The sequence below is a fragment of the Krasilnikovia sp. MM14-A1004 genome, from assembly GCF_047159485.1.
In the GTDB taxonomy this organism is placed as follows: Bacteria; Actinomycetota; Actinomycetes; order Mycobacteriales; family Micromonosporaceae; genus Actinoplanes.
In genome coordinates, this window is sequence record NZ_AP038773.1 from 2,718,904 (window position 1) to 2,733,533 (window position 14,630).

Below are 14,630 nucleotides of genomic sequence, written 5' to 3' on the forward strand. Positions count from 1 at the left end.
GGAATGATGCTCGCGCAACGGCCGCCTACGGTATGGATCGATGACAGTCATGCCATCGTCCGGCGCGGAATGGCCGCCTGCCTGCAACAAGCCGATTTCGTGGTGCGCGGCGAAAGCGCCACCCTCGCCCCCGTTCCGGTCGTCACCGACCTCGACATCCTGGTCTTCGAGTACGGCGCGACCGCGCTGCGCCGGGCGGTCCGGCTGGCCGACGGCCGTGCCACCCGGCTGGTCGCCACCGTCCGCGACGTCAGCGAGCAGGCCGTGCGGGAACTCGTCGACGCGGGCGTCGGCGCGGTCCTGCCGCACCGCACGCTCACCCCGGACACCCTCATCGCGACGGTACGCGCGGTCGTCGCCGGCACGGTGGCCCTGCCCGGCGACATGCTGGCCCGGCTGCTGCTGCACGTCACCCAGACCTCCCACCTCGGTCCGGCCGGGCTCAACGCCCGTGAGCGTTCCGTGCTGCGGCTGCTGGCCGACGGCCTCGACACCCGGGGCATCGCCGAGGACCTGTGCTTCTCCGAACGCACGGTCAAGAACGTCGTGCACGACGTCCTCACGAAACTGAACTGCCGGACGCGGGCGCAGGCCGTCGCGGTCGCCACCCGCGAAGGCGTGATCTGAGAAGTGGCCGCGCCGTCGGAACCCTGGATCACCCTGGCCGACACGCTGCTGCAACGGGAGGCGCTGATCTGCCGCCTCGCCGACGGCCGCCCGCCGCGCGACTTCGCCGGCCTGTACGTCGGCGACGAGGAGGTCGAACGGGTCCTGGCCGGGCTGCCCGGCCTCGACGGTCCCGGCCCCGCCCGGGTCGCCGCGGTCCGTGCCGGTTCGGCGATCGGAGTGGGGCGGGCGCGCGAGGCGTTCCGGGCGGCGCTGACCGGCGCCTCCCGGCTGGCCGCACTCGCCCGCGCCGCGCACCTGAGCACCGCCGAGGCGGAGGTGCTCGCGCTCGTCGTCGCCGTCGAACTGTCCCCCGCCCGGCAGCGGCTCGTCTCCTACCTGCAGGACTCTGTGCAACTGCCCCGCCTCACCCTGTCGACGCTGGCGCAGATCTTCGCCGACGATCCGGGGCATCCGGCCGAGCGGGCCCTGGCCCCCGAGGGCGGTCTGCGCCGCGCCGCGCTGGCCCGGCTCGGCGGCGACGGCCCGTGGGCCACCCTGGTCGCCGAGCCCGCCGCCCGGCTCGTCTGGCACCTGCGCGGCGACGCCTCCGCCGACCCGGCGCTGCCGCCCGGCACCGTACGCATCCCCGGCGACGCCCCGCAGCGCCCCGGCGGGCTGCTGCTGGTGCACGGCGGTGACCGGGAGAGCCGGTTGCGTGCCGTCCGCACCCGCTGGCCCGGCGCCGGACTGCTCGTCTGCCCGCCGCCGGAGGCCGCCGCGGGCTGGGAGGCGGTGGTCCGCGAGGCCACCATCGGCAACCTGGTCGTGGTCCTCGAACTCGCCGCGCCGCTGACCGCCGCGGCCCGCGACGCGGTCACCCACGGCGCGCACCTCGACTGGGTGCTGTCGTCGGCGGGGGAGCAGCCGCTCGAAGCCGTACCGGACCGGCCGTGGCAGGAGATCCGGGTCGGCGACGGGGAGGCCGACGCCGACGACTGGCACCGGGTACTGGGACGCGCGCCCGACCCGGCGTACCGGCTGAGCCGGGAGCAGCTGCGGCTGGTCGCCGCCGCGGCCTCGGCCGACTCCGGGCAGGTCGCCCCGGCGGTGCGGCGGCTGGCCGGGGGTCACCTGGACGGGGTCGCGGTACGCATCCGGCCGCGCCGCGGCTGGGACGACCTGATCCTGCCCTTCGACGAGACCGGCCAGCTGCACGAACTGTCCGCCCGCCACCGCGGCCGCGACACCGTGTACGGCCGCTGGCACTTCAGCCCCGTGCCCTCCTCCGGCGTGGTGGCGCTGTTCGCCGGCCCCTCCGGCACCGGCAAGACCCTCGCCGCCGAGGTGGTCGCGGGCGAACTGGGCCTCGATCTGTACAAAGTGGACCTGTCCGCGGTGGTCAGCAAATACATCGGCGAGACAGAGAAGAACCTGGAACGCATCTTCGGCGCGGCCGCCGCCGGTGACCTCGTGCTGTTCTTCGACGAGGCCGACGCCCTGTTCGGCAAGCGCTCCGAGGTCAGCGACGCCCACGACCGGTACGCCAACATCGAGGTGGCGTACCTGCTGCAACGCCTGGAGACGTACGACGGGCTGGTCGTGCTCGCCACCAACCTGCAGCGCAACATCGACCCGGCTTTCCTGCGCCGCATCTCCGTGGCCATCGACTTCGTGGCCCCCGAGGAGCCGCAGCGGCGCGCCATCTGGGCCCGCGCGTTCCCGCCCACCGCACCCCTGGGCGACCTGGACCTCGACTTCCTCGCCCGGCAGTTCAAGGTCACCGGCGGCGTCATCAGCAACGCGGCGCTGGGCGCGGCGTTCCTGGCCGCCGCCGAGGACAGCCCCATCACCATGCGCCACGCCGTGCTGTCCATGAAACGCGAGTTCCAGAAGCTCGGACGGCTGCGCACCGAGAAGGAGTTCGACCGCTACTTCGACCTGGTGAATCGAGACGCCGATGCTGCACCTGCTCGATGAGACCCTGGAGGCGTTCCTGCGCGCCGAGGTGCCGCTACCGGCGCGCGACGTCGACGTGGCGTTCGACGCGCCCGACTCCGACTGGTCGGCGGCGCTGTCCTCGCGCCCCACGGTCGACCTGTACCTGTGGGACATCCGCCCGAACCTCGCCGAACGCGACTTCGGCGAGGTCATCGTCGAGGAGTCCGACGGGCGCCGGTTCCGCCGCGACCCACTGCCGAGAGTCGACTGCCGCTACCTGGTGACCGCCTGGACCAGCGAGGTGCGCGACGAGCATTCGCTGCTCGGCGACGTCCTGTCGACGGTCCTGCTGCATCCGGTGATCGCGGCCGAGCACGTGCAGGGGGTGTTCAGTGCGGTGCGGCCACTGCCGGGCCTGCGCCTGCGCAGCGGCGACGGCAGCGAGAACTCCGACTTCTGGTCCGCCCTGGGCGGCCAGCTCAAACCCGGCCTCGACCTGGTCGTGACGGTCACCCTCGACGCGGCGCTGCGCGCCGCCGCCGGCCCGCCGACCGAAACCATCACGGTACGCACGGAGCGCGGCGTCCCGGCCGCCGTCAACGACTGACGGTCCCGGTCATGGGCGACTACCCTGCGACAGGTGATCGACTGGACCGGGGTACGGGAACGGGTGGAGCAGCTCGCCCACGCGCCGCAACGCAGCAGCGTCTTCGGCAGCGGCAGCCACAGGTTCGTCCTGGAGCCCCCGCTGACGCGGACGGAACTGGCCGAGGTGCACGAGCAACTGGGCGTCCAGCTGCCCGAGGAGTACCAGGAATTCCTCCGGACCGTCAGCCGGGGCGGCGCGGGCCCCTACTACGGCGTCTTTGCGCTCCGGCGGGGCCCCGGCGGGCGATGGAGCTGGCACGGCGAGGGCGCGGAGCGGACTGACCTGGACCAGCTGGCCGCTCCCTTCCCGCTGGCTCATCCGCACGCCCGGGCTCTGGACGACCACGACGATCGCTATCCGCACGAGGACGATTTCGACACCGAGGACCAGTACGACGAGGCTCGCTCGGAGTGGAATTCCCAGCGCCTGGACCTGTTCCTCGATCCCATCCGTACGGCCGGCGCCGTCTGCCTGTGCCATCACGGGTGCGGGTGGACCCAGTGGCTCGTGGTGACCGGCCCGGAGCGGGGCCACATGTGGGACGACGGGCGCGCAGAGGACGAGGACCTGAGCCCGGTGAGCCACCCGGACGGCTCCCGGGTCACCTTCGGCCAGTGGTATCTCGCATGGCTGGACCAGGCCACGGCGGCGAGTCGTTCCCTGCCGTGAGCCGCTGAGATGACCCCCACCGATCCTCGGATCGCCGCCGCCGTGCAGGCCGCGTCGCAGCTCCGCGAGCTGGTGCTCCGCGAGGCCCCGCGAGGCTTCCGGTTCGCGTGGGCCGACAGGCTGCGCCAGATGCTGGACATCCTGGCCACCGACGACGACCCGGCCGAGGTTCTCACGTACGCCGCGCTCACCCTCGACCGGATGTACGCCGGTGGCCGCAACTTCGCCGACTTCTCCATCTACCGTGCGGACCGCGCGGAAATGCTGGCGGAGAACGAGAAGCTCACCGCCCTCATCACGGAACTGCGCCGCCTGCTCCACGGCAACTGACCCACCGGCTCACTGCTGATCCTGCCGTGGGGATTGCACATGCTCGTTCGCGACGGCGTTGGCCCGGCCGGGTGCTCAGGAAACCACGCGCCGGACGAGTTCCCCGTCGCAGTTGCCGCCGGTCATGATCGTCGCGGCCACGGCACCCGCAGGGCGTGCCGTGTCCGCGAGCAGCCCGGCGAGCGCGATGGCGCCGGCCGGCTCGGGCATCTGATGCGTGGTCTGCCACAGCAGACGCATCGCCTGCTCGGTCGCCTCGTCGCTGACCTGCACAAACCGGGCCGCCCCGGCCACCATCACCGCGACGGCGTCCTCGTCGGGTACCCGGGTGGCGACGCCGTCGACGAACGTGTCGGCCGCGGGCGTCGTGACCGGGCGCCCGGCTCGGAAGGACAGGGCGTACGCCGGGGCGCCCTCGGCCCCGACGGCCACGACCTCGGTGCGGCGGCCGAGCAGATCGCGCACGGCGATGTTGGCGCACAGTCCCGACCCCTGGCCGACCGGCACGTACACCACATCGAGGTCGGGGGCCTGCTCATGCAGCTCGGCGGCGTAGGTCGCGACGCCGGCGACCAGATCAGGATGGTACGCCGGCACCATCTGCAGCCCGCGTTCCCCGGCGAGGCGCATCGCGTGCTCCCGCGCCTCCTGGAAGTCACGCCCGTACACGATCAGCTCGGCGCCGAACCCGCGCATCGCGGCGTTCTTGTCCGGGCTGTTGCCCTCGGGCACGACGATCGTGACCGCAACGCCGTGTACGCGCCCGGCGTAGGCCAGCGACTGGCCGTGATTGCCGCGGGTGGCCGTGATCAGTCCGAGCGCCGGGCCCACGGCGTCCAGCAGCCGCGCCACGTAGACCAGGCCGCCGCGCACCTTGAAGGCGCCGGTCGGAGTGGCGTTCTCGTGCTTGACCCAGGTCGGTGTGCCGGTGACCCGCTCCAGCAGCGGCCAGCGGTACGCCGGCGTCACAGGCACGTGTGGCCGCACGAGGTGTACGGCGGCGTCGAGTTCAGCGCGCGTGATCACGGGATGAGCCTAGACGTGTTCCGTGCCGGGGTAACCCGGCAGCGGCACTGGTCCGCGCCATTCCACCCCGCCCCGTGCGCCGGGGGTAATAAAGCGCGGGCCCTCGCGTGGACTTTCCGTGATACTGCCCCCTGTGGACGAAGTTCAGGTAGTGGTCGCTCACTCCGAGCGGGTGACGCTGCGCGTCGGCGACGTCTTCCTCAAGGTTGACGCCGACCCGGCGCGCCTGGACGCCGAGGCCGAGGCGATGGCCGCGGCGCCGATCCCGACCGCCCCGATCCTGTGGCGCCAACCGTCGGTGATAGCGCTCGGTGCCCTCCCCGGCGAGGCCCTCGGCCGCCTCGGCGAGCCGTCGCCCGCCTCGCCCGCGGCCTGGGCCGCCGCGGGTGCCGCCGTCCGCACCCTGCACGATGCGCCGCTACCCGCGCGTCCGGGTCGCCGCGCCGACTCGCTGGTCTGGGCGGAGCTGGAAACCGAGTGCGAACTGCTCGTCGCGACCGGCGTCCTTCCCGCCGGCCTGGTGGCCCGCAACCGTGAGGTCGCCGAGGCGGCCTTCCGCCCGTTCACGCCGGTGTTCGCCCATGGCGACCTCCAGATCACGCACGTCTTCACCGACCGCGATCGGGTCACCGGTGTGCTCGACTGGTCCGAGGCCGGCCACGGCGACCCGATGTTCGACCTCGCCACGCTGACGCTGGGCCACGAGGACCGCCTCGCCGACGTCCTCGCCGGCTACGGCCCCGCCGCCGACCCGGCCGCCATCCGCGCCTGGTGGTCCCTCCGCAGCCTCCTCAACGTCCGCTGGCTCGCCGAGCACGGCTTCGACCCGTTCGCCCCGGGCTGCGAGGTCGACGTCCTCAAAGCTCGCACGTGACGAGTCGGTCCCGGGCGCGTCCTAGGAGCTGACGCTGTGGCTGATCGTTTCGATGGCTTGAACCGTCGACGCGGTTGCTCCCGCGATGGCGCTTGTACCCTGGGCGGCCTGGACGAGTTGTTTGACGAACGCGGTGATTCGCTCCATGATTCCCTTCTCTCGGGCGTCCTCTCGTCTGAGTAGGCCACCGGTCAGCCTGTCGACGGCATCCTCGAGGTTGGCGTAGCCGGTTATCTGGGCGCCCAGCAGAGCGGTCTCGATCTCCCGGAGGCGTTCGACCAGAAACGCCTTGGCTCCAGGCGTGAGCCTCTCGGACAGGACGACCTCGTCGATCAGCGATCGAGTCCGTCCGATGAGGTTCGTCAATTGTTCGGGTGCCAGGTAGGGCTCCGGGGAGCAGCGGTGCAGTGCCTTGGCGCAAATGTCCAGGGAGAACATCACATCCCCGGCCAGCCGCCGCACGCCGAACCGGGCGTTGAAAGAGTCTGCCGGTCGGATACGCGCTGACGAAAAGGCCATCGAAGCCATCGCGAGAACGAAACTCTCCACCTCGGAAAAGTGCTGCAGCAGGAGGGCCGGATCCTCCTCCGGAGGCAACGCCTCCACCGCCGTCCGCGTATTCTGTGCCAGCCGCCTGATTTCGATCATGCGAAGCGCGACATCGAACGGTTCGTTCGCGTCCGCCGTCACGCCGAGTACCTCGCCCACGGTCCGATCCCTGCCACGCTCGGGAATCGCGCGAAGGAACGCGGCGAGCCGGGCCGCAGGGTTGTCCAAGGCATCGGGCATGCGGGTAACCTGCCGATCCGTCCTCGAGCTGCCACAGATGTGAGCTGTCACAGATGGTAGCCGAGCGCTGCCGGTGACGCTCATGCGGCAGACGCTGCGTGCTGCAATGAAGGCCGCTCGACTGTCCGAGATGGTCTGGCTCTTCGGGTGGGCCGAGGACTGCCTCTTGCTACACGGTGCAATGCTTAGAATGACATCGACAACCGTCTACGGACATGACTCTTTGGGAGCGCGAAGCGTGTCTACGACCGCGTTGGCCGTCCTTGGCATTGCCGTCGCGTTGATGGCGAGCCTGTTTGCGGCGTGGCAGGCGCAGTTGGTTCGTCAGCAACTGCGACATGCCGAACGCATCGCCAAGGCTCAGTTCCATCAATCCCTTACGCAGTCGACCGCCGAGATGCACCGGATCTTTCTCGACAGGCCCGAACTGCGCCCGCTCTTCTACGAGAACAAGATCGCTAGTGACGGCACCGAGCATCAACGGGCGCTCGCGATGGCCGGCTTCATAGTCGACCTGGCCGAAGGTTGCATTGCCGCAGAACCGGCACTAACGGACCTATATGGAGACTGGGATGACCACATGCACTTCTTGTACTCAAGAAGCCCTGCAATACGCGAGTTCTGGAAGGACTTCGGTCACCTCTATCCCGAGGGCGTGAGACGTGCCCTGACTGGACGATCAGCCAGACCTAAGGCATGGCCGCCTCACATGGTCTCGTCAGCGAGTGATGAAACCGGTGCAGACATGAAGTCTGCGGAGAGATCGTAGGCGGGGGAATAGAAGCGATGATGCGGAACGACTCAGCCGGCTCGGAGGCGTTCGAGGGTCTGGGCGACGCGTCGCGCGCGGGTCTCCGCGCGCTTCGCTCCGGTGATCCACTCGACGTATTCGCGGCGATGGCTGAACGACAGGCGCTCGAAGGCCGCCGCGGCCTGATCATCACCAGCGAGCGCGGCGGCCAGGTCCTCCGGCACGGTCACCACACGCGGCCGGTCGTCACGCTCGACCCTCACCTCGACACGGTCCCCGATGGCGACCCCGGCGGCCTCCCGGGTGGCCTTGTGCAGCCCGAGGCACACCCGTCCGCCGCCCATCCCCATGGTGGAACTCGCGAAGTCGACCCCGTTGAGTGTGCCGGTCACCCGCATCCGGCTTCCGCCGCCCAACGCGGACACGACGTGCTCCGGAAGCATGACGAAGGCGCCGCCGCCGCGACCGGCCTGCAGCTCAGCGGCGAACTGCTGACCGGACTGGTTCATTCCACGCTCTCCTTGTCGGTCGCGGCGTGAGTCGCACGGCTCAGCAGCGGGCGGCCACGCTGTCGAAGCGAGCACTGAACGGGGACGGCGCCGCGCCCTGCTGTGCCCGGTTCAGCACGGCCACCCCCACCTGGATGGTCTGCGGCATGTGCACCTGGATGCTGCCCAGCTCGCGCGGCTCCGCGTCCAGTATGGGCCGGCCCTTGGCGGTGATCGTGTTGCCGGACCGGATGAGCTGCAGGATGCCCCGTTCCCCGTCCGTCTCGATCAGGGTCCCATCCTTGCGGAGCGGTGAGTGCACCTTCACGTGCGGAGCATGATCCTTGTACTCGAACACGACCGCCCTGGTGTCGCCGTAGCCCAGCTCCAGCCGTACGTAACTGTCCGGGCCGTTCCACAGCACCAGCCCCGCGCCCTGGTAGAACTGGGACGGCGCCGCCGTCAGGTCCGTCTCCAGCGTGAAGTCTCCCGTGACCGGCCGCAGCAGCATCGGGGCGGCGAGGTGGGTCTCGAAGATGTCCGAACCGTCGGGCGCGTCCATCGTGACCGCGCCGTCCGCCACCGTGACACCGGTATCGGTGCGTTGCCGCTGCCAGGCCGGATCCAGGGTGGCGCCGTCGAACGAGTCAGCGAAGCCGCAGGACGCCGGTGCCGCGTTGCCGCCCTCCGCGCCGTTGCGGCGCAGCGCCACCGCAGTGGCCGTCGCGCCACCCAGGACGAGGACGGCAACCACCGCGACGACGGCCGGCAGCCGCCGACGCCGGGGCGCGGCGCCATCCCCGGCGTCGGGCGGTCCGGAGTCGAGTCCCGCGCCGGCCGCCGATGTGCTTTCTGTTCTGCTGTTCCGTGGCCCGGGAACGCCGTCGAGATGTCCGGCATCCAGGTTGCTGCCGGGTTCCACCGCTGATGCGGCCGGCTCCGCGATGACCGCGGGTGGCGGGGGGTCGCCGGATGCCATCAGCGACCGCCTCGACTCCGTCGCGGCCGCGGACGGCGCGGCGCCGCCATGGCCGGGCAACGCAGTGCGACCTTGGCTGAGCGGCACGGCGCGGCCTTCGCGGGGCGGCACGTGCTCCTCGCGGGGCGGCATGGCGGGGCCTTGTGTGGATCCGCTGGGCTGCTCGGGGGCGATCACCGGCGGCTTCGCCGGGGGATGGGACACCTCCGGTGCGGTGAGCCGGGCCGCTCCGAGCGCGATGCTGTGCTCGGGTTGCGGGTCCAGCGCGGTCGGGCACCCGAACGTGCTGCCCAGGACCTGGGTGACCAGCGGAATCCGGGACGATCCGCCGGACAGCAGGATCGAGCGGAGCCGGTCCGCGGGCACACCGGCCGACCGCAGCGCCCGCCGCATCGCGCCGACGGTCTCCTCCAGCGCCGGAAAGATCATGGCTTCGAATTCGCGGCGGGTCAGCCGTACCCTGGTGTGCAGGCCCGGCAGCGCGACGGGGACCAGCACCTCGGTGTCCTCGGACAGCGCCTCCTTGGCCTCGACGCAGTCGCGCCGCAACCGCGCCAGGGCGGCCCGCGCGTCCGGATCGTCCGCGATCGACAGGGCGGCGTCGCCGAGGATGGCCAGCACGTGGTCGAAGACGGCCTCGTCGAAGTCGATGCCGCCGAGCTGCTCGATGCCCTCCGGTTCACCGAGCAGCTCGAATCCGGTGGCCGTGCGTCGCAGCACGGCCGCGTCGAACGTGCCGCCGCCGAGGTCGTAGACCGCGACGATCTCGCCGGGCGCGACCCGCTCGCCCGAGGCGAACTGGACGGCCGCCGCCTCGGGTTCCGTGCGCAACTCGACCGTCTCCAGGTCGGCGAGCCGGGCGGCCTGGCGCAGCAGGTCCCGCTTGTACGGTCCCCAGTTCGCCGGACAGGTCACCACGACCGACGCGGGCGGCGCATCCTCGCTCGCCGTCGCCGCGTCGACGATGTGGCCCAGTTGCCGGGCCATCAGGGCATGCGCGGAGTACGGCGCCCCGCCCACCAGCAGCGGCACCGGGTCACCGAGGCGCCGCTTGAACTCCCGCACCATCCGGCCCGGATCGGTCTCGCCGCGGCGGGCGGCGGGCTCGCCGACCAGCACCGGCCCGTCGCCGGGCAGGTACACGATGGACGGCACCTCGGGACGACGGGCGCCGAGGCGCAGCACGTCGACGCCGTCGGTGCGCCGCACCGCCGCCGCGGTGTACGTGGTGCCCAGGTCGACGCCGAGCCCGTAGCGCACCATGGTCAGTTCACCGGGGCCGGGTGTGGCTCGACCCCGGCTGTGGGGTTGACGGTGACGTTGCCGTTGAACAGGCGCTGGAACTGCCCGACGACGAACGCGCACGATTCGCACATCGTCCAGTCGGTGTGCAGTTGCACGATGCCGTGCACGTTGTCGTACCGCTCGGTGTTGCGGACGGTGTCCTGGCCCGGTCCCGCCTTGGGGGTGAACTTCGCGGCGACGTATTCGAGGATCTTGAGTTCGCTGTCGGTGTGGCGGGGCACCTGCTTGGGGGTCGCGCCCTTCGCGATCTTCTTCCTCGACGGCAGGACCAGCGAGGTGAAGAAGACGTTCATGCCCTGGACGTACTCGGCCTCGTCGACCTCGTCGCGGCGGCCCATGGGCTGGTCGATGCCGCTGCCGCTGACCGCCGCGACCGTGCCGTGTTCGCCGTTGATGTCGTACCAGGCGGTGCCGACGCTGCGGCCGCGTTTCGTGCCGCCCCAGCCGATCTTGTCGTTCTTCATGGTCTGGATGAGTTCCCACAGCAGCTGGCTCAGGGCCTGCAGCAGCGTGCGGCGTTGCTGCGGGTCGGTCGTGGTGGCGACGCTGGGGACCATGGCGTTGATCCGCGCCGCCAGTCCACGGGCGCGCTCCTCGAACGGCGGGTAGATGTTCTCCATGATGTTCGCGACGAGCTGGGGGATCGGTTGTGGTGTGCTCGCCACCAGCAGCGCGTCGCCGGAGACGTACACCTTGTGCGGGTTGCCCTCGACGTCGAGCGGCGCGACCAGGTCCGTGGCCTCCGGACCCGCGGGTGGCGGGGCCGGGGCACCGCCTGCGGGCTGGTCCGGCCCGCCGCCGGTCAGGGCGTTGAGCGCCGACTGGCCCATCGACTTGGCCTTGGCGAACAACCACTCGACCGCCTCGTCGATCACCTTCTGCAGTTCCTTGACGTGTTCCGCGAGTTCCTCCGGGACGCTGCCCAGCCCGGCCTGGTTGGCCAGGAACCCGATCGCCACCGGCACCGCGTTGGCGAGTCCCTTCTCGACTTTCGCGGCGCCGGCCTGAGTGTCGCCCTTCGCGATGGCGGCCAACGTGGACACGTAGTCGTTGACGATCTGCAGGATCTCGCGGATGTAGTCGATGACCGACTGCACCGCCTTGAAGAACGCGATGGTGCTGTTGACCACGGCCATGATGCCGGTGGGGTCCAGCATGGACAGCAGCTTCGCGGTGGCCTTCTCGACGATCTCCTTGGTGATCCAGCCCATCACGATGCCGAGCAGCGTGTCCCACAGGTTGCCGAGCTGGCTCTCGACGTGCTTCCAGATCGCGGCGACGCCGTTCTCCTGGACGTCCTTGATGAACTCCCACGCCTCGCCGGCCATCGCGATGCCGGCGCGGATCTTCTTGACGTTCTCGTCGCCGATCGTCTTGCCCAGCTTCTGCCACAGCATCTCGGTGGTGATGCCGAGGACCTGCAGCACCAGGTTCAGGATGGACTTCAGCGACAGGTCGGGCGGCTTCTGGATACCGATCTTGGCGAGGCCGCGGAACAGCCAGTCGGCCAGGCCACCCAACAGGTACGTCAGTGCCTTGTCGAGGAACGCGAACAGGCCGTTCTTGAGTGCCAGCAACAGGTTGAGGAAGAACGCCGGCGGGTTGTTCTTGATGTCCTCGATGGCCGACATCGCGTTGGACACGATGCTGCCGAGCAGCTCGGACGGGAAGTTCATCAGCTTGAGGATCAGCGTCACGACGACCTTGAGGACCTCGCCGACGAACGCGACGATGCGCCCCAGCGGCTCGCCGAACTTGTCCAGCACCCGGATGAACGCGCCGATCGGGTTGAGCAGGTCCTCCAGCGTGAGCATGTTCCACACACCGAGGAACGTGTTCTTGATCATGTCGGCGGAGATGCCGAGGCGGGACATCGCGCCCTCGATCTGCGCGGCGGCGTCCGCGATGACCCCGGCCTCGGCCAGCTTCTGGTACGTGGCCTCGCCGTTGGGCAGCAGCGTGATGAACCCGCCGATGAGGTTCTCCGCGGTACGCGGCACCGGGGCACCCGTGAACGGGTCCATGCCGATGATCACGGTGAGCAGCTTGAAGCCGCGGGTCCCGTGCGCGTGCTTGCTCAGCCACTCCAGCAGGGCGTCCTTGATCAGGCTCAGCACCGTGCCGATCACGTCGTACGCGAAGGCCCCGATCCGTTGCACCAGGCCGATCGCGTCGTGCGCCAGCTTGCTCAGGTTCTCGCCCAGGTGCGTGATGTTCTCCGGCTGGATCGCCTTCCACCCGGCCTGGAACAACGCGACCAGGTCGTTGATCAGCCCCAGGAACCGGGGCACCTGCAGATCCAGCCAGTCCGCGGTCTTCTGCAGGGTGCCGCGCTCCTGCATCTGCGCGAGCGCGCCCTGCTTGCCGATCAGCTTGAGGAAGTCCGCGAGGATCTCCACCGTCGGCGCGTTGACCGGGGTGCCGCGCAGCGGGTCGGTGTGCAGCACCTTCTTGGTCAGGTCCCACACCGGCGTGCCGACGAGGTGCTTCTCCGCGAAGCCGACAGCGGCGTCGCGGATCAGCTGCACGACCGCGTCGATGACGCCCTTCACGAACGCGAGCGCGTCGTTGTAGAGGCCGTCGACGTGCTTGGTGACCACGGCGGCGTTGCCGTCGATGCCCTTCGTGACGCTGATCTCGGACCACGCCTGGTCGATCTCGTGCTGGAAGCGGGCCAGCGTCAGGTTGTGCGCCGACAGGCCACTGTCGATCATGCGGAACGCGTCCTGCAGCACCCCCATCTCCTGCAGCTTCCCGGCGACCACCCCGCCGAACGGGACCAGGCCGAGCACGCCGCGGACCAGGTTCTCCGGGGTACGGGGGACATTGCGGTTCGCGATCGGGTCGTACCCGGCGACGACGGTGAGCATGTCGTAGCCGGGAATCGCGTGCACCGCCGAGCGCAGCGGCGCGAGCGCCCAGTCCGGCAGCAGGCTGTCGGAGTCGCGTTGCAGACCGAGCCGGTACACGCCGACGGACTGCTGCTGCACCACGTGGGTGGCCTCGTGCGCCATCAGCGCCAGGTCGCCGGCGGACTCCCCGGCGCCGAGGAAGATGTGCCCGCCGGTGGTGAACGCGCGCGCGTTGAGCTGCGCCGCCCCGGCCGCCGCCCGCTCGGACGAGTGCACCTGCACCCCGCCCAGGTCGAACCGCAGGGTCGCCTCCACGCGCGCCCGCACGTCCGGCGGGATGGGCGCGCCCGGCCCGGGATTGGTCAGCAGGGCGCTCAAGCCGGGCGGTGCCTCCCCGCCGGGGTCGCCGGCGGCCGCAGCCGGGGAGGCCAGCCGGGACAGGCCCGGCGCCGGTCCGGCCGCGGTGTCGGCGGTGCCGAGCCCGACCCGCTCGGCCACCGCGTCGGCCTCGCGTTCGAACCGGTCGCCGGGCTGGCTGACGGTCAGCTTGGGCTGTGCGTGCAGGCGGCGCAGCGCGTGCCCGCCGGCCGGGGCGAGCACTCCGAGGTGCACGGGGTGCAGCGCCCGGCCGGTGGCCAGGCGCGCGATCGCGGCGTTGCCGCCGGCCACCGCCGGATCCCGGGTACGGGCCGGGGGCGCGGGCTCCGCGGCGGTGTCCACGGTACGGGCCAGCAGCGCCGGACCCGGTCCGGAGTCCGACAGCCGGGCGGCGGTCTCCGGCGACCGGGCGGCGGGGTCCGGGCCGGTGGACGCGGGCGAGCGCACCGACCCGCTCTGCGCGTCGGTCTGCGGCTCCTCGCGCGTGGACAGCTTCACCGGCGACCCCCGGGACCCAGCATCGGGGCCGCCACCGCGCCGCGGCAAGGTGCCGGGGACGCCGCTGCACCTTCGGCTGCACGGGCGCACCTTTCTCCCGTACGCGGGGCGGGCGCACGCTGAGGTCGGCGCGAGGGTGTGGAGGTGAGGCGATGACGCGGGTCCTCATGGGGGACTTCAGCGCCCTGCACCGCCTCGGCCTGGAGGACATCCTGCGGCGGGACGGCATCGAGCTGATCGACACCGCGGGCACCGACGTCCTCGCCCGGCTGCTCGAGGCGCTGCCCGACGTGATCGTGCTCGATCTCGACAAACACGGAACCGGCGACCTGGTGCACGTCATCGTCCACCGGTTCCCGGCGGTGAAGGTGGTCGCCTGCTCGTCGCGCCTGCCGCGGATGCGCGTCTTCCCGCCGCTGCACTACGGCGAGTTCTACGAATCCGACTGTGATCCCGCGCTGCTCACCAGCGCGGTGCAGGCCTGACGAAGGGGTG

At 71.0% G+C, this 14,630-nt stretch carries 13 protein-coding genes; 8 read left to right on the top strand and 5 right to left on the bottom strand.

Annotated elements, in window-relative coordinates; genetic code table 11:
* Positions 1-102 precede the first annotated feature (102 nt).
* The 5 genes from ACMCNN_RS12395 to ACMCNN_RS12415 are packed head-to-tail and all read left to right on the top strand — an operon-like array spanning position 103 to position 4,195.
* Positions 103-627 carry a LuxR C-terminal-related transcriptional regulator gene (locus ACMCNN_RS12395; RefSeq protein WP_412746334.1) on the top strand — a complete coding sequence of 175 codons (525 nt, stop codon included), beginning with the start codon at positions 103-105 and terminating at the stop codon, positions 625-627.
* A gap of 3 nt (positions 628-630) precedes the next feature.
* Positions 631-2,586, top strand: a complete 1,956-nt coding sequence (locus ACMCNN_RS12400) for an ATP-binding protein (protein ID WP_412746335.1) — start codon at positions 631-633, stop codon at positions 2,584-2,586.
* On the top strand, positions 2,567-3,154 hold the full coding sequence (locus ACMCNN_RS12405) for a DUF4255 domain-containing protein (RefSeq protein WP_412746336.1): 588 nt from the start codon (positions 2,567-2,569) through the stop codon (positions 3,152-3,154). Before ACMCNN_RS12400 ends, ACMCNN_RS12405 begins: the two co-directional genes overlap by 20 nt.
* A gap of 33 nt (positions 3,155-3,187) precedes the next feature.
* Positions 3,188-3,865 (top strand): SMI1/KNR4 family protein, encoded by a 678-nt coding sequence (locus ACMCNN_RS12410; protein WP_412746337.1) that lies wholly within the window; start codon positions 3,188-3,190, stop codon positions 3,863-3,865.
* Positions 3,866-3,874: 9 nt separating this feature from the next.
* A complete protein-coding gene (locus ACMCNN_RS12415; protein ID WP_412746338.1) occupies positions 3,875-4,195 on the top strand; it encodes a hypothetical protein in 321 nt (106 codons plus the stop codon).
* 75 nt (positions 4,196-4,270) lie between these two features.
* Here ACMCNN_RS12415 and ACMCNN_RS12420 read toward each other — a convergent pair whose 3' ends face one another.
* On the bottom strand, positions 4,271-5,221 hold the full coding sequence (locus tag ACMCNN_RS12420; RefSeq protein WP_412746339.1) for a threonine dehydratase: 951 nt from the start codon (positions 5,219-5,221) through the stop codon (positions 4,271-4,273).
* Positions 5,222-5,354: 133 nt separating this feature from the next.
* On the opposite strand from ACMCNN_RS12420, the gene ACMCNN_RS12425 reads away from it, so the two are divergent.
* On the top strand, positions 5,355-6,095 hold the full coding sequence (locus ACMCNN_RS12425) for a phosphotransferase (RefSeq protein WP_412746340.1): 741 nt from the start codon (positions 5,355-5,357) through the stop codon (positions 6,093-6,095).
* 21 nt (positions 6,096-6,116) lie between these two features.
* On the opposite strand, the gene ACMCNN_RS12430 is transcribed toward ACMCNN_RS12425, so the two are convergent.
* Positions 6,117-6,884 (bottom strand): hypothetical protein, encoded by a 768-nt coding sequence (locus ACMCNN_RS12430; protein WP_412746341.1) that lies wholly within the window; start codon positions 6,882-6,884, stop codon positions 6,117-6,119.
* 238 nt (positions 6,885-7,122) lie between these two features.
* Here ACMCNN_RS12430 and ACMCNN_RS12435 point away from each other — a divergent pair, with 238 nt between their 5' ends.
* Positions 7,123-7,653 (top strand): hypothetical protein, encoded by a 531-nt coding sequence (locus ACMCNN_RS12435; protein ID WP_412746342.1) that lies wholly within the window; start codon positions 7,123-7,125, stop codon positions 7,651-7,653.
* 32 nt (positions 7,654-7,685) lie between these two features.
* Here the strand turns inward: ACMCNN_RS12435 and ACMCNN_RS12440 are convergent, their stop codons facing one another.
* From ACMCNN_RS12440 to ACMCNN_RS12450, 3 genes are read right to left on the bottom strand one after another with little or no spacing between them, the layout of a single operon-like run.
* Positions 7,686-8,144, bottom strand: coding sequence for a YdeI/OmpD-associated family protein (locus ACMCNN_RS12440; RefSeq protein WP_412746343.1), 459 nt, complete (start codon positions 8,142-8,144; stop codon positions 7,686-7,688).
* 40 nt (positions 8,145-8,184) lie between these two features.
* Positions 8,185-10,365 carry an Hsp70 family protein gene (locus ACMCNN_RS12445; protein ID WP_412746344.1) on the bottom strand — a complete coding sequence of 727 codons (2,181 nt, stop codon included), beginning with the start codon at positions 10,363-10,365 and terminating at the stop codon, positions 8,185-8,187.
* 2 nt (positions 10,366-10,367) lie between these two features.
* A complete protein-coding gene (locus ACMCNN_RS12450) occupies positions 10,368-14,135 on the bottom strand; it encodes a DUF4157 domain-containing protein (RefSeq protein ID WP_412746345.1) in 3,768 nt (1,255 codons plus the stop codon).
* Positions 14,136-14,287: 152 nt separating this feature from the next.
* Here ACMCNN_RS12450 and ACMCNN_RS12455 point away from each other — a divergent pair, with 152 nt between their 5' ends.
* On the top strand, positions 14,288-14,620 hold the full coding sequence (locus tag ACMCNN_RS12455) for a hypothetical protein (RefSeq protein WP_412746346.1): 333 nt from the start codon (positions 14,288-14,290) through the stop codon (positions 14,618-14,620).
* The last annotated feature ends 10 nt before the right edge of the window (positions 14,621-14,630 follow it).

Bases quoted from the DNA above. Each gene is read 5' to 3' on its own strand.
- ACMCNN_RS12405 (WP_412746336.1), top strand. From the start codon at position 2,567: ATGCTGCACCTGCTCGATGAGACCCTGGAGGCGTTCCTGCGCGCCGAG.
- ACMCNN_RS12415 (WP_412746338.1), top strand. From the start codon at position 3,875: ATGACCCCCACCGATCCTCGGATCGCCGCCGCCGTGCAGGCCGCGTCG.
- ACMCNN_RS12430 (WP_412746341.1), bottom strand. From the start codon at position 6,884: ATGCCCGATGCCTTGGACAACCCTGCGGCCCGGCTCGCCGCGTTCCTT.
- ACMCNN_RS12440 (WP_412746343.1), bottom strand. From the start codon at position 8,144: ATGAACCAGTCCGGTCAGCAGTTCGCCGCTGAGCTGCAGGCCGGTCGC.
- ACMCNN_RS12445 (WP_412746344.1), bottom strand. From the start codon at position 10,365: ATGGTGCGCTACGGGCTCGGCGTCGACCTGGGCACCACGTACACCGCG.
- ACMCNN_RS12455 (WP_412746346.1), top strand. From the start codon at position 14,288: ATGACGCGGGTCCTCATGGGGGACTTCAGCGCCCTGCACCGCCTCGGC.